The sequence below is a fragment of the Bacillus pumilus genome, from assembly GCF_024498355.1.
Classification (GTDB): domain Bacteria; phylum Bacillota; class Bacilli; order Bacillales; family Bacillaceae; genus Bacillus; species Bacillus pumilus_P.
In genome coordinates this window covers 3459438-3474307 of sequence record NZ_CP101833.1, presented here as the reverse complement: position 1 = coordinate 3474307, position 14870 = coordinate 3459438, and the positions used below count along the sequence as shown (strand labels likewise).

General features: G+C 41.5%; 12 protein-coding genes and 2 riboswitches. Of the genes, 9 read left to right on the top strand and 3 right to left on the bottom strand.

The genetic code is table 11. The features are described 5' to 3' along the window. Nucleotides 1-45 precede the first annotated feature (45 nt). Nucleotides 46-149, top strand: a riboswitch (TPP riboswitch). A gap of 87 nt (nt 150-236) precedes the next feature. The 9 genes from tenA to NPA43_RS17715 all read left to right on the top strand — a co-directional run bounded on the left by tenA (nt 237) and on the right by NPA43_RS17715 (nt 10472). After that, nucleotides 237-923: a thiaminase II gene (gene tenA / locus NPA43_RS17755; RefSeq protein ID WP_099727209.1), complete on the top strand. Its 687-nt coding sequence runs from the start codon at nt 237-239 to the stop codon at nt 921-923. Continuing rightward, a complete protein-coding gene (locus NPA43_RS17750; RefSeq protein WP_230031641.1) occupies nt 920-1519 on the top strand; it encodes an ECF transporter S component in 600 nt (199 codons plus the stop codon). The genes tenA and NPA43_RS17750 overlap by 4 nt, the downstream gene beginning before the upstream one ends. Beyond that, on the top strand, nt 1494-3092 hold the full coding sequence (locus NPA43_RS17745) for an ABC transporter ATP-binding protein (RefSeq protein WP_230031639.1): 1599 nt from the start codon (nt 1494-1496) through the stop codon (nt 3090-3092). The genes NPA43_RS17750 and NPA43_RS17745 overlap by 26 nt, the downstream gene beginning before the upstream one ends. After that, the gene (locus tag NPA43_RS17740) at nt 3082-3816 is read left to right on the top strand and encodes an energy-coupling factor transporter transmembrane component T family protein (RefSeq protein ID WP_230031637.1); all 735 of its coding nucleotides are present in this window, start codon (nt 3082-3084) and stop codon (nt 3814-3816) included. Before NPA43_RS17745 ends, NPA43_RS17740 begins: the two co-directional genes overlap by 11 nt. Nucleotides 3817-3965: 149 nt before the next feature. After that, complete coding sequence (locus NPA43_RS17735; RefSeq protein ID WP_256499150.1) at nt 3966-4805, top strand: methyl-accepting chemotaxis protein; 840 nt, start codon at nt 3966-3968, stop codon at nt 4803-4805. A gap of 172 nt (nt 4806-4977) precedes the next feature. After that, nucleotides 4978-5790, top strand: coding sequence for a YwqG family protein (locus tag NPA43_RS17730; RefSeq protein WP_256499149.1), 813 nt, complete (start codon nt 4978-4980; stop codon nt 5788-5790). Between the two features lie 224 nt (nt 5791-6014). Beyond that, nucleotides 6015-6848, top strand: coding sequence for a BglG family transcription antiterminator LicT (licT, locus tag NPA43_RS17725; protein ID WP_249705650.1), 834 nt, complete (start codon nt 6015-6017; stop codon nt 6846-6848). Nucleotides 6849-7174: 326 nt separating this feature from the next. Next, entirely contained in the window at nt 7175-9082 is a 1908-nt protein-coding gene (locus tag NPA43_RS17720) for a beta-glucoside-specific PTS transporter subunit IIABC (RefSeq protein WP_256499148.1), read from the top strand. After that, a complete protein-coding gene (locus tag NPA43_RS17715) occupies nt 9054-10472 on the top strand; it encodes an aryl-phospho-beta-d-glucosidase (RefSeq protein WP_099727201.1) in 1419 nt (472 codons plus the stop codon). Before NPA43_RS17720 ends, NPA43_RS17715 begins: the two co-directional genes overlap by 29 nt. 131 nt (nt 10473-10603) lie before the next feature. On the opposite strand, the gene NPA43_RS17710 is transcribed toward NPA43_RS17715, so the two are convergent. The 3 genes from NPA43_RS17710 to NPA43_RS17700 form a co-directional block, all read right to left on the bottom strand. Further along, nucleotides 10604-11956 carry an IS1182 family transposase gene (locus tag NPA43_RS17710; RefSeq protein WP_099682813.1) on the bottom strand — a complete coding sequence of 451 codons (1353 nt, stop codon included), beginning with the start codon at nt 11954-11956 and terminating at the stop codon, nt 10604-10606. Nucleotides 11957-12105: 149 nt separating this feature from the next. Then, on the bottom strand, nt 12106-13230 hold the full coding sequence (locus NPA43_RS17705; RefSeq protein ID WP_099727200.1) for a 5-methyltetrahydropteroyltriglutamate--homocysteine S-methyltransferase: 1125 nt from the start codon (nt 13228-13230) through the stop codon (nt 12106-12108). Between the two features lie 87 nt (nt 13231-13317). Beyond that, nucleotides 13318-13430: riboswitch (SAM riboswitch) on the bottom strand. 82 nt (nt 13431-13512) lie between these two features. After that, nucleotides 13513-14832 (bottom strand): gluconate:H+ symporter, encoded by a 1320-nt coding sequence (locus NPA43_RS17700; RefSeq protein WP_230031626.1) that lies wholly within the window; start codon nt 14830-14832, stop codon nt 13513-13515. Nucleotides 14833-14870: the final 38 nt, after the last annotated feature.

The following is a 14870-nucleotide window of genomic DNA, read 5'->3' as shown; positions in this document are numbered from 1 at the left end:
GACATCAAATCGCCACATGTGTAGAGTAAAGATAATTAAATGACAAAAGTCCACTAGGGGAGTCATGTATGACTGAGACAAGAGAAAATCTTGGACCCTTTGAACCTGATCTAGTTCGTACTAGCGGAGGGAAGTGGAGCTGGACCTTGTCTTATTCATGATTGAATTGATAAGAAGGCCGCTCCATTTGGGGTGGCTTTTTCATTTATTCAACTGAAGAAGAGGAGGCTTTTTTTATGACATTTTCAACGCAATTAAGGAAAGAAGCGGAACCATTATTTGAAGCCATTTATCAGCATCCGTTTGTCAGAGGGCTGGCAGCAGGAAAGCTTGAAAAGGAACAGATCATTCATTACGTCAAACAAGATGCAGAATACTTACATGCATTTATTAAAATTTATGCGGCAGCAATCAGCAGGTGTACAGATAGAGAGGACATTGCCTTTTTCCATCAGCAGATGGCTTTTGTACTAGATAGTGAGACGCATCCTCATCAAAACCTTTGCCGAGTGGCAGGTGTAGCATATGATGAGCTTCAAGGTGCTTCGTTGGCGCCGAGTGCTCATCACTATATTCATCACATGCTGCAAGTCGCACAGGGAGGCACACTTGGAGAAATTATTGCTGTTTTGCTTCCTTGCCCTTGGACATATTGGGAAATAGGCAAACGAATGCTTTCAGACGTGCAGCCTGACCCGGCACATCCATTTTATGAGTGGATCACGTTTTATGGCGGGTTAACTGACTCTGTTACAGTTGAGCTTTGCAAAAGGCTTGATCAGTGGGCGGAAGGAGCAAGTGAGAAAGAAAAAGAAAAAATGAAACAGCACTTCTTCTTAAGCTGTCAGCTTGAGTACAAATTCTGGGAAATGGCGTTCACTGTGGAAGAGTGGCCAGTCAAGCTGGAGGTGCATTCATCATGACGTGGAAGATGAAAGAAGTCGTCCTTGCCGTGATTCTATCTGTGGCGTGCGGTGTGATCTACTTAGGGTGGTCCACTCTTTATTTACCGATTACAGCACTTGTGGGTCCAGCAGGAGGCAATATCATGTTTGGAATTTGGGTGATTGCCAGTCCAATCGTCGCTTATATCATCCAAAAGCCGGGAGCTGCCCTCATTGCAGAAACAGCCGCAGCCTCCGTGGAATTACTGACAGGCAGCCACTTCGGTCTTTCAGCTCTGCTGATTGGTGTATGCCAAGGACTTGGGGCAGAAATCGCCTTCGCTCTTTTTGGTTATAAACGATATCGCATGTGGACACTTATGCTGTCTGGTGCCTTTGCAGCTGTTGGAGCGATGGCATATAGCCTGATGGCCAATGGATTTGGTTATTACACGCCTCAAGTTTTACTCATGACACTTGTGACTCAAATCATCAGCGGTATGATACTTGGGGGATGCTTAGCGAAAGTTGTAGTGGATGCATTATCCAAGACCGGTGTACTGAATCAATATGCCATCATGAAAGAAAAACGAAACAAAGGTGAACAGCATGGATTCATTTCTCGCGTGCAATAATCTCACTGTCCGTTTTTATGAACAGCCTAAGCCCGTTCTGCATGAAGTATCTCTTTCTATTCAAAAAGGGGAAAAGGTGCTCATTTTAGGGCCAAGCGGAAGCGGAAAATCCACGCTCATTTCGGTTCTTGCTGGAATTATTCCAGAACATATGGAAGCAGACGTGCAGGGAGAAGTGATGTTACAAAGACATACAGGCGTCATGTTTCAAGACCCTGATTCCCAGTTTTGTATGCACCGGGTCAATGAAGAAATTGCATTTAGCTTAGAGAACCGTTCTGTACCTCGTGAAGAGATGGATGACATCATTCGGCATCTCATGCAAAAAGTACAACTGGATGTCGATCCGAATACAGATATTCACACATTATCAGGCGGCATGAAGCAGCGATTGGCGCTTGCTTGCTTACTAGCGTTAGAGCCGGATGTTCTGTTCTTTGATGAACCGACTGCACAGCTTGATCCAGCAGGCAGAATGGAGATATTTCAGCTGCTACAGCAGCTTGCAGCTGATCAGGATCAAACCATGATTTTTGTGGAGCATGTGCTAGACGGTGTCATCGAATGGATGGACCGGGTTATTTTATTAGATGATCAAGGCTGCATTTTGGCAGATGGATCTCCGAAAGATGTGATGACAGCATATGAGGGAGAAATGAAAGAGGCAGGCATTTGGCGTCCAAAAATATTTCCCGAGAAATGGTCCACTATTATTCAAGATCCATTTCACCCACTGAGTCAAACACTTATGCAAACCTTTGAGTCAAGCAAAGAGCGGCGTGAGAAAGTCCGATCAACAGATCGAGAGACAATCATTCGAACAGAGGATCTTCAATTAAGCTACGGGAAAAAAAGGATTATGAATGACCTTCGGTTGGATATAAAAGCAGGAGATTGGGTGGCGATCATCGGGGAAAATGGAAGCGGAAAAAGTACATGTCTCAAACATTTAATCCGCTTAGAGCCAATCAAAAAAGGCCATATTTTCTTAAAAGAAAAACATCTCAAAAAGTGGTCTGACCGATTACTATATGAAAAAGCAGGCTTTGTTTTTCAAAATCCAGAGCTGCAATTTATACAAGACACGGTGTTTGATGAAATCGCATTTGGCGGAAGACAGCGAAATTGGCCAGAATCAGTTGTACAAGAAAAAACGGTTCAGCTATTGGAAGAGTTCGGCTTAGAGAAGCATGCGAAAGCACATCCTTTCACCTTAAGTTTAGGGCAAAAAAGAAGATTAAGTGTCGCCACAATGCTTCTTTTTGATCAGGATGTATTAATGTTAGATGAACCGACTTTCGGGCAGGACGAAAAAACGGCGAAGGAATTAATCAGACGTTTAAAAGAGCGCCAACGCCAAGGCACCACTGTTATGATGGTCACACATGATATGGAGATCGTCGATGAGTGCGCAGATCAGGTGCTGCTTTTTCACCAAGGAGAGCATGTGTATGATGGCACGCCTTATGATTTATTTTCAAATCAGAAACTCGTTGATTCTTATCAGCTGAGAGTGCCTTTGCATTATCGCTATGTGGCTGAAAGAAAGGACGTGCTGACGATTGCAAAGTAATCACTCCTTTCTATCCACTGTGAATCCAGTTATGAAATTACTCGCTCACCTTCTTGCAATGTGCTGTCTGATGGCGATTTCTGATCCTAAAACAACGTTCATCATCTGGCTGTTTGCTCTGGGCATCGGGCTTGTACTAGGCAGTTGGAATATCAAGTATCTTATCACAAGATTTATCCCTTATTTGATCTTTTTTATTCTTGTGTTTTGGATGATGGCGGCCTTCGGCAAGGGGGATCATACTGTTTGGAAGTGGGCCTGGTTTCATGTCACAGAGGAGAGTTTAAGAAATGGACTCACCATATCTCTCAGAATGCTTGGCTTTGTGACATTTGGTCTCCTTTTTACCTCCACAACAGATTTGACAGCCTTTATGATGAGCTTAATACATCAATGCCGAATGTCACCAAAATGGGCGTATGGAATGCTTGCCGGCTTCCGGTTTATCCCGTTGTTTCAAAGTGAATTAAAGCAAATGAAGGCTGCGCATAAAATCAGAGGCTACAAGCAAAAAAACAGCTGGAAAGCCTTTATACGTTATGCACTACCCCTTTTCACGCAGGGCGTACGAAAATCTGAACGCCTAGCGATTGCGATGGAAGCAAGAGGCTTCACAGGGACGAGGGAGCGAACGTATTATCATATCATCAGCACCTCATGGATCGACTATTTGTATCTTTTTTTCATAGGTGTCAGTGTCTCCATATGCATTTTCTTTTTTTAAAAACACCCACATTCTCTTGATAGAATGTGGGCTTTTTATATGTCTTAGGTCATTTGATTGATATTAGTACACATTGCAGGCTGGAATAGATCATATAAAGAACCGATAAAGAAGGTGTACTGAGAAAAAGAGAGGATGAACGTGAGCGAATGTCACAGAGAATTGATAACATAATAGACGCTTTACCAATCATTGGACTAGCTATGAGAGAGCAACTAACCTTTTCTGTTTTAGGGAAAGAGAAGGTTCTTTATTATCAGCAACATGGGGACATTGATTTAGGTTTTAAAGCTGGTGATACAGTGGCTGATGGATTTCAAAACTTTGCGATGCTGAAAAATGGGAGAGAGCCATCGTTTATCCAAATCCCGAAAGAAGTATATGGGATTCCTATGGATATCGTAGCCGTCCCGATTACAGATGAGACTGGTCAAGTTGCCGCTGCCTTCTGTGTTGCATATGACCAAACCAATCAACAACGATTAGATCACATCATGACGGAGAGCAACCAAGCTTCCGAAAAACTAGTCGCGATGGTACAGCAAGTTGCCGCACATTCAGAGGAACTACAAGCGACAAGTGAACAAATTCTACAAAATACGAAAACCACTGTCGAAAATTCCTCTAAAATCAATCAAGTGTCCAATCTCATCAAAGGTATCTCTGATCAAACGAACTTACTCGGACTCAACGCATCCATAGAGGCTGCAAGAGTAGGTGAAGCAGGGGCAGGCTTTGGAGTGGTCGCAACAGAAGTGAGAAAGCTATCCACTCATGCGAAGCAAGCGACAACTGATATCGAAACAGCGCTAAAAGATGTACAGAGCTCTATTAAAGGAATGGAAGAAGAAATTTCACAAATTGTGGCTTCCTCTGAACATCAAGCAGAGCTTGTCGGCACTTTTACAAAAATTATTGAAGGACTTCACGAAACAAACGAAACGATGAAAACATTGGCAGACGACTTAGTAAACTATCAAGTGAAATAAAAACTTCCGGACCAAAACCTCCAGCTGTATCGGAGGTTTTTTAACGTTTTAAGGTGAGATATGTGTCAGGATATTGACCGGTTGATCGCTGACAGGCAGGGTACACTTCTGTATGATAGAAAAAGAGAGACCAGTTTGGTCTTTAGACCTATTCATAAGGAGGAAGATCATCATGACACAATCAGCGAAGCTGCAAGAAATACTCGCGCCTTACCGTCCGTTGTTAAAGCAAACCGAAAAACCAATGATTCAATTAAAGATGAAACAAGGAAAAACAGGACCATACGACAGCAAAATAGCTGGTGATCCTTACTTCCCAAAAAACGACGTATATCCAGTTGACGGTGAAGGACACCCTATGAAGCTTTTGGCACAAATGAATTTCGGTCAGCTGCCGAAGCTGAAAGATTATCCAGAAACAGGACTTCTGCAAATCTTTATTTCTGTGCATGATGATCTTTATGGGATGAATATTGACCATAAAACAGAGCAAAAAGATTTTCGGATCAAATTCATTGAGGAACCTTTCTTAGCAGAAGAAGAGTTATTAACTGATTTTTCTTTTGTGAAAATCCCAGATGATTTTTATTTTCCTGTCACGAAGGAAGGCGCGATTACAGGTGAATTATCAAGCGAAACGATCAGCGTAGGAGATTTTCGATTTGAAAAAGTCACAGGCAAACAAAGCTGGGACCTATTTGAAGATGCGAATGTTGATGCTGATGAAGCAGATGCCCTGCTAGATGAATTTTATGACATAGCGAGTGGCTTTGGTCATAAATTAGGCGGGTATCCAGGGTTTACACAAGAGGACCCGCGTACATATGTAGATCAAGAACATACCGTTCTATTATTGCAAATTGACTCAGATGATGAAGTTGACCTGCTGTGGGGAGATTGCGGGATCGCCAACTTTTTTATCAAACCAGAAGACCTCAAACGGAAAAATTTCGAGAATATCGCCTATAATTGGGATTGCTCCTAATTTTGTAAAAAACACTCTTCATAGAGTGTTTTTGTGTATGTTTTTAGCCTGTTTTGCCCCTATTTCGTCATTTTTGAGAGGTAATATGTCATTCTTTCTAGTTGACCGTATCAAAAAAAAATGTAAAATCATCTTAAAGTCCTCTTTTTTGAAGATAATAATAAAATGACATATCAATCTACAATGAGATGCTCGAAAAAGTGGAATGTACTGGGGGGTATCAATTGATCATTTCGAAAGTAATCAATAATAATGTAGTCAGTGCGTATGATGACGAGCAGCATGAACTGGTCATTATGGGCAGAGGGGTCGCGTTTCAAAAGAAAAGCGGAGACCCGATTGACGAAGAACGTATCGAAAAAGTATTTTCCATTCAAAATAAAGATATATCAGAAAAATTCAAAACCCTGCTTTATGATATTCCAATCGAGTATATGCAAGTGTGTGAGGCGATTATTGATTATGCGAGAACGACCCTTAACAAAAATTTAAATGACAGCATCTATGTGACGTTGACGGATCATATCACCTTTGCCATCGAACGTCATCAAAAAGGAATGGACATCAAAAATGCTTTGCTCTGGGAAATTAAACGGTTGTACAAAGAGGAGTTCATGTGCGGTGTAGAAGCGATACGTATCATACAGGACAAGCTCAACATCCATCTTCCTGAGGATGAAGCAGGCTTTATTGCCATGCATATTGTCAATGCAGAGCTCAATGAGGAAATGCCAAATGTTATTCAAATCACGAAGCTCATTCAAGATATTTTGAATATCGTAAAGTATCACTTTCAAATTGATTTGGACGAGGAATCATTAAATTATTTCCGTTTTGTCACGCATTTAAAGTTTTTTGGACAGCGCCTGTTTAACGAAACACAAATGGAAAATCAAAATGAATTTCTGTATGAAGTGGTAAGAGAAAAAAACACAGCAGCTTTCCAATGCGCCGAAAAAATTAATGCGTATGTTCAAAAAGAACACAACCGAAGTCTCATAGAAGATGAGATGTTATACTTAACTTTGCATATCGACAGAGTAATAAAAAGAAAATAAATTCAAAAAGAAAGCGTTGACATCACAAAATTAACATGATAATTTATAACTATAAACTAAATAACCCACAATCTTTTAGGATTGTTACTGATCAAGCAGGCAAAACCTAAATCATTGTCCCTATCTCTGATAAGGCATGATTTAGGTTTTTTTATATCTAAAGACTTATAAAATTCAATAATGATCAATCGCTATGAAGGATTGTTACTGGTTAAGCAGGCAAAACCTAAATATCGATTAATGTCTGAATCGCTATTTTTCGGGCATTAATGGATGTTTAGGTTTTTTCTATATCAAGATTTAATCAACGATTGGAGGGTAATACAATGAACCACAAACAAACAGCAAAAGAAGTTTTAGAGCTTGTCGGCGGTGAAAAGAATGTCAAGCACGTCACGCACTGTATGACAAGACTTCGCTTCAACTTATACGATGAAAGCAAGGCGGATAAGGAGCAACTGCAATCAACAGATGGCGTCATGGGTGTGAATCAAAGCGGCGGTCAATACCATGTCATTATCGGCAATGATGTCTCAAATGTCTATCAAGCGATGATTGCTGACTCAGGCCTGTCAATAGATGTAAAGTCAGGCGGTACAGAAGAAGCATCAAAACAAAATGTGATATCAAAGCTTTTCGATTTTATCTCTGGTGTCTTCACGCCGATTCTTCCAGCCATTGCTGGAGCCGGTATGATCAAAGGGATATTGGCACTGATGCTGACGTTCCAGTGGATATCAGATAAAAGCAGTACGTATGCGATTTTAACAGCTATCGGAGACGGAGCCTTTTACTTCTTACCGATTCTGCTTGCTGTAAGCGTAGCTAAAAAGCTTGGCACAAATCAGTATATCGCCGCTGCCATTGCAGCAGCAGCACTGCATCCGCAGTTAACCGCTTTACTGGGCGCAGGAAATACAGAATTTCTAGGCTTGCCAGTGGTTGCCGTTGTCTACTCTTCATCGGTGATTCCAATTCTACTCACAATCTGGCTCGGCTCATATGTTGAAAGATTTGCAGAAAAATATAGTCCGAAATCATTAAAAATTATCCTTGTTCCAACTGTTACACTTCTTGTCGTTGTACCAATTATGCTCATAGCGGTTGGACCGCTTGGCGCAATTATCGGAAATGGCCTTTCAGGCGGAATTGATTTATTGTTTAAACATGCAGGTATTTTAGCCGGACTTTTAATCGGCGGCTTCATGTCACCATTGATCATTACGGGCATGCACTATGCGCTTGTTCCAATCATGATCAACAATATTACATTAAATGGTTTTGACTACATTATTCCAATGATGTTTGTTGCAAATATGGCACAAGCTGGCGCAGCATTCGGTGTTTTCTTAAAATCAAGAAACAAAACATTCAAATCATTGGCGATGTCTACAAGCATCACAGCGTTAATGGGGATTACTGAACCTGCTATGTATGGTGTGAACATGAGATTGAAAAAGCCGTTCATTGCAGCTCTTATTGGTGCAGCAGCAGGCGGCGTGTTCATGTCCATCTTTAAAGTGAAATCATATGTGGTGTCTGGATCAGCAGGTATTCCAGGTATCCCAACGTTCATCGGACCAACGTTTGTCTACTCAATAATCGGTTTAGTCATCGGCTTTGCTGTGGCAACCATCATGACACTTGTACTTGGATTCAAGGATGTACCAGTGAAAGATGAAACAAAAGCAGACAAACCGGAAGAAAAGAAAGATACAGAAGCGCTTCAAAATCAAGTGGTACAAAGCCCACTTGAAGGTCAATTAAAGCCGTTAAATCAAGTAAATGATGCAACATTCTCTAATGAAATCATGGGTAAAGGTACTGCCATTGTACCAACAGTTGGACGTGTTGTTGCACCGTTCAACGGCAAGGTTGAAACCATTTTCCAAACAAAACATGCGATTGGATTAAAGAGTGACAAAGGTACAGAGCTTCTCATCCATGTTGGGATTGATACGGTGAAGCTTGGCGGAAAGCATTTCACAAGTCATGTGCAGTCCGGTGATCTTGTTCAAGCAGGAGATGTGCTGGTTGAATTTGATATCAAGGGTATTCAGCAAGAAGGCTATGATGTCACCACGCCTATTATCGTCACCAACACAAACGATTTTGCACGAGTTGATGCGAAAACAGATGGAACGATCATAGAGAAAGAGACATTGCTCACAGTCAGTGTCAAAGAAAATGAGGAGGTCTTTCAACATGAACAAGTTAGAAAAAACATTTCCTAAAGGTTTCTTATGGGGCGGCGCTGTTGCTGCCAACCAAATTGAAGGCGCTTATAACAAAGGTGGAAAAGGCTTATCTACAGCTGACGTATCTCCACATGGCATTATGCACCCATTCGATGAATCAATGAAAGACCTTAACTTATATCATGATGCAATCGACTTCTACCATCGCTATAAAGAAGATATTGCACTCTTTGCAGAAATGGGATTCAAGTGCTTCAGACTATCGATTTCTTGGCCGCGTATTTTCCAAAATGGCGACGATGCTGAACCAAATGAAGAAGGTCTTGCTTTCTATGACAAAGTGTTTGATGAACTTCACAAGCACGGGATTGAGCCAGTTGTGACCATCTCTCATTATGAAATGCCTCTTGCACTTGTGAAAAACTATGGCGGATGGAGAAACCGTAAGCTTGTGGATCTTTACGAAACATACGCTAAAACATTGTTCACGAGATATAAAGACAAAGTGAAATATTGGATGACTTTTAATGAAATCAACGTCGTGTTACATGCCCCTTTCACAGGTGGCGGACTTGTATTTGAAGAAGGCGAAGACGAGAAAAGCATTCAATATCAAGCAGCCCATCACCAATTTGTTGCAAGTGCTTTAGCTGTTAAAGCGGGACACGAAATCATTCCAGATGCGAAAATTGGCTGTATGATTGCAGCTATGACCACATATCCGTACAGCTCAAGACCAGAAGATATGTTTGCTGCGATTGATCAAGACCGGAAAACATTGTTCTTCTCAGATGTACAGGCAAGAGGCTACTATCCAGGATACATGAAACGTTATTTACGTGAAAATGGAATCACCATTGAGTTCCAAGATGGTGACGAAGACATTTTAAGAAACCATACAGTGGACTATATCGGCTTCAGTTATTATATGAGCTTTGTGGCAAGTACAGATCCTGCAATCCTTGATCAGGCTGAAGGTGGGAATCTATTTGCAGGCGTGAAAAACCCATACCTTGAAGCAAGTGATTGGGGCTGGCAAATTGATCCGAAAGGACTTCGTACGACGCTTAATCAGCTGTATGACCGCTACCAAAAACCATTGTTTATCGTAGAAAATGGATTGGGCGCTGTCGATCAAGTGGAAGAGGACGGATCGATTCAAGACGATTACCGGATTGATTACCTCAGAAGCCACTTGCTAGAGGCAAGAGAAGCGATCGCAGACGGAGTAGACCTGATCGGTTATACAAGCTGGGGCCCAATTGACCTTGTCAGTGCTTCAACTGCTGAAATGAAAAAACGCTACGGCTTCATTTATGTCGACCGTGATAATGAAGGAAACGGTACATTAGATAGAAAGAAAAAGAAAAGCTTCGATTGGTATAAACAAGTGATTGCTACGAATGGTGATTATTTAGATGTATAAAAGAAAGAGACAAACCGCTGATGATGCGGTTTGTCTCCAGATTGTAGAGAAACTCATGTTTTTCTACAATCTTTTTTATTTTTAACGTATGTATGAAGAATGAAATGTATTGAAAAAGGCCTCCCACACACCTAGCCTAGCTTCGCTAGGTGTGTGGCAATCTTCTTCATGTTCTGGCACGCAGCTGTGAGAAGAACTTGCTCACTCACATTCTGTTTTCCCCTCAACCGGCAGTAGCGAAGCCCGTGCAGTTGTTTTGAATCTGCAAAGCTTCGCTCTATTTTTTCTTTTCTTTTTTTATATAGCTCTTTTCCAGAGACAGATAGACGATTTTGTCTGATCTTTTCTTTATGTTCTTCCCACACGTGTCTTGAGATCACTTTTTGATGATTTTTAGATCTTGTACAGCTTTCAAGGAAAGGACACGATGCACATTTTTTAGGATCTGATTTGTAGAACCTATAACCTTTTCGATCAGTTGTCGTATATAAAAGCTTCTCACCATTTGGACATATGTAATGATCATGTTTAGAATCATACTGAAATTTCCACTTCTCAAATAATCCTCTTGTTGGATGAAAACGTCTATGGGCAATAACACCAAAAATATGTCGATCAGATAAACCTTTACAGATTGGTGTTGTTAAATAACCAGAATCAAGGGCAACAGCTTCTACTTGAAAACCAAATCGTGCGATTTGGAGATCCAATCGATCAAGATAGGGAACAGAATCATGGACATTACCGGGCGTGACATGGGCATCAGTGATGATATTGTATTTCATATCTGTTGTACGGTGGTCTAGATAGAAAAAGCCTTCAGGCTTATTTTCACGATAAAGATAGCCACTTTCAGGATCAGTCGTACTTTGGCGAATGTCTTTTTTCGTTTTCACCTCCTCTTTTTCCTTTAAGGGCTTTTTTCCGTGTACCTCTCGATCTTCTTGAACGGCTTCATCTAATTCTTTCATATAGTTCTGAGTATCTTGTTCGATCGTTTTTCTCGTATATTTATGTTTATTGGCATTCGCTTTTAGATGGGTTGAATCGGTAAAAAGGACACGACCTCCAACCATATCGTGATTGATGGCTTGTAGCACAATCTCATCAAAAATATCTTGAAAAATCGTTGTATCTTTAAATCGAGTACGACGATTCCAACTAATGGTGGAATGATGAGGAACGGGGTCATTGATATTCAAACCTAAAAACCATCTATACGCCATGTTATAGTAAATTTCTTTTTCAAGCTGTCTTTCTGAACGGATACCATACAGGTATCCGATAAACATCATTTTGAACAGAATGAGTGGATCAAGAGAAGGGCGACCTTTATTCTCACTATAATATGGTTTTACTTTGTCTATGATAAATGAAAAATCAATGTACTGATCAATTTTACGAAGCAGGTGATCCTCTTCGACCAGTTGATCTAGCAATACAAATTCGGCTTGGTGCTGAGAAGAATTTCTAGTGTGGAACATGAGAAAAACACCTTCCTTTAGTATGCTTTTCTCTATTATAAAACGGGGGAATGGAAACTTTAAGGAAAAAAATAAAGCTGTCGAGATTTTCTCGACAGCCTGGAGACAAACCGCTGATGATGCGGTTTGTCTCTTTTTTCGTCAAGGGACTATGAAGTCCACACTTGATCAGCAATCTCAATCACATGACGCAGCTTTTCCCATTGCTGCTCTTCTGTTAACAGATTGCCTTCCTCCGTGGATGCGAATCCGCATTGTGGACTCAAACAAATTTGGTTAATGTCCACATATTGAGCCGCTTCCTCGATTCGTTTTTTAATTTGTTCAACCGGCTCAAGCTCACCGTACTTTGAAGTCACAAGACCAAGTACGATTTGAAGATTTGGGTTCTTCACATATCGAAGAGGCTCAAATCCGCCAGAACGATCGTCGTCAAATTCTAAAAAGAGGCCATCAAGATCTAAACCAGCAAAAATCGTTTCTGCCGCTGCTTCGTAACCACCTTCAGCTGCCCATGTTGATTTAAAATTGCCACGGCAAATGTGCATTGTGATGACTAAATCCTCTGGGCGATCGGCAACGGCTTCATTGATTGTTTTTGCAAACGACTCACGAAGTTCATCTTCCTCGCGGCCAAAGGCTTTGATTTGTTCATGACCTTTTTCAGAAAAGAACACTGCCCATGCCGTATCATCTAGCTGCAAGTAGCGGCAGCCTGCATCATAAAAAGCACGGATGGCTTTCTTATACGCCTGGGCCACATCATGGTGGAAATCATCTAAGCTGTCATACACACCTTCATCAAGCTTTCCACGGAAAAAGAGCATATTCGGACTTGGAATCGTCATTTTTGCCGTATGATCACCAGCGATGCTGTGAAGGAAGCGGTAATCTTCTAGCATTGGGTGATTTGTAAAATCGATCTTGCCTGTTACCTTAATGCCTCGTGCTTTTGTCGTAGTGTTGTGGAATTGAATGCCCTGATCTGCTTCAAATCCTTCGACCCCATCAAGTCCTTCAAGAAAGTCAAAATGCCACCATGCACGTCTGAATTCTCCGTCTGTCACAACCTCTAATCCAATCTCCTTTTGCTTCTCCACAATACGTGTGATTTCTGCATTTTCAATTTGTCGGAGCTGCTCTGCTGTCAGCGTACCGTCTGCTTTTTGCTTACGTGCTTCTTTGATGCGCTCTGAACGGAGTAAACTTCCTACTTGATCTGCGCGAAATGGCGGCTTTGTTGTTTTCTTTCCAATGGTTTGTACTTGTGTCATGCTGAATCCCTTCCTTCTACAGGTTGAATATCAAATAAAAAAGCTCTTCCTTGGATAAGGAAGAGCATCATATACTGTGAGATCTCTGCCTTATCTTCAAACAAGCGTGTGCTTGCTTAAGGAATTAGCACCATTCTGTTCCTAGGAACAGCGGTTGCCGGGTTTCACAGGGCCAGTCCCTCCACCACTCTTAATAAGGTTACCTTTTGATTCAATTTTCTTAATATACACAATTATTCAATCTTTTCGAGAAAAAGTCAATGGTTTTTACAATTTATTTTCCTACATAAACAAATCAGCGACAAGAACACCAGCTAGTCCGACAAGTGAAAGAACAGTGACCATCAATGTCCATGTTTTAAAGGTTTGGGCCATTGACAGGTTAAAGTATTCTTTATAAATCCAGAAACCCGCATCATTCACGTGAGAGAACGTAATACTTCCGGCACCTGTTGCGATCACCATTAATTCCGGGCTGACACCCGTTAATCCAATAAGTGGTGCAGAAATGCCAGCCGCGGTGAGACCGGCGACAGTTGCTGACCCTAATGATACACGCAGGACAGCAGCAATCAGCCAGGTGAGGAGCAGGGGAGAAAGAGTGCTTCCTTGCATGATCCCCGCAATGTATTGATCGACGCCGCTATCGATGAGCACCTGTTTAAAAGCGCCGCCGCCTGCAATAATTAATAGAATCATTGCAATGGAGCCAATAGAATCCGTGATCGACTTCATGACTTCCTGCATGCTTTTGCCCCTGCCAAGTCCAAACGTGTAGATGGCAAGCAGCACTGAGATTAATAGCGCAATCGCCGGTTCACCTAAAAACTCAGCTGTTGGCAAGAATGGAGAGGATGGGAAGAAAATTTCTAAAAATGCTCTGAATGTCATAAGTAATACAGGCAAAACAGCGGTAAAAATGCTAATCCCGAAGCTTGGCATTTCCTCTTCTGTAAATTCCTTTGGATTAAATAAGTTTTTCGGTATATGTGCATGCAATTGATCTTTTTGAAATAGTTTCGTAAACAGTAGTCCGCCTACTAACACAGCAGGAATTGCTAAAATAATTCCAACTAACAACGTTTGTCCCATGTTTGCTTGAAAGACATTGGCAATGGCTGTCGGCCCTGGATGAGGAGGGAGGAAGCCATGTGTTGTGATGAGTGCAGCGACGAGCGGCATGCCAACATACAACACAGGAAGTCTTGCGGCTTGAGCAATGGTAAAGACTAATGGAATTAAGATAATGAATCCGGTTTCATAAAACAGAGCAATTCCAATAACAAATCCAGTCAGCATTGTTGCCCATTGGATTTTCCCAATGCCGAATCGGTCAATGAGCGTCATCGCAATGCGCTGGGCGCCGCCAGAATCAGCCATCAATTTACCGAGCATCGCTCCAAAACCGAGAACCAGTGCTAGATGCCCGAGTGTACTACCGAGTCCTTTTTCGACGGAAGCAATCGCTTCAAGTGGTGACATACCTTCTAAAACAGCAACAATTAAAGAGACAATAATCAACGAAATGAAAGCGTTTAACTTAAAGACAACCATGAGTAAAAGCAATAACAAAACGCCAAGTCCAATAAAAACTAACGACATGGTCTTTCCTCCTTTGTGGTGCATAAGGGAGCGAGAAC

Coding starts and splice junctions, on each gene's coding strand:
- NPA43_RS17700 (WP_230031626.1), bottom strand. CDS start 14,832: ATGTCGTTAGTTTTTATTGGACTTGGCGTTTTGTTATTGCTTTTACTC.
- tenA (WP_099727209.1), top strand. CDS start 237: ATGACATTTTCAACGCAATTAAGGAAAGAAGCGGAACCATTATTTGAA.
- NPA43_RS17720 (WP_256499148.1), top strand. CDS start 7,175: ATGAACCACAAACAAACAGCAAAAGAAGTTTTAGAGCTTGTCGGCGGT.
- NPA43_RS17715 (WP_099727201.1), top strand. CDS start 9,054: ATGAACAAGTTAGAAAAAACATTTCCTAAAGGTTTCTTATGGGGCGGC.
- NPA43_RS17705 (WP_099727200.1), bottom strand. CDS start 13,230: ATGACACAAGTACAAACCATTGGAAAGAAAACAACAAAGCCGCCATTT.
- NPA43_RS17745 (WP_230031639.1), top strand. CDS start 1,494: ATGGATTCATTTCTCGCGTGCAATAATCTCACTGTCCGTTTTTATGAA.
- NPA43_RS17710 (WP_099682813.1), bottom strand. CDS start 11,956: ATGTTCCACACTAGAAATTCTTCTCAGCACCAAGCCGAATTTGTATTG.
- NPA43_RS17750 (WP_230031641.1), top strand. CDS start 920: ATGACGTGGAAGATGAAAGAAGTCGTCCTTGCCGTGATTCTATCTGTG.
- NPA43_RS17735 (WP_256499150.1), top strand. CDS start 3,966: ATGTCACAGAGAATTGATAACATAATAGACGCTTTACCAATCATTGGA.
- NPA43_RS17730 (WP_256499149.1), top strand. CDS start 4,978: ATGACACAATCAGCGAAGCTGCAAGAAATACTCGCGCCTTACCGTCCG.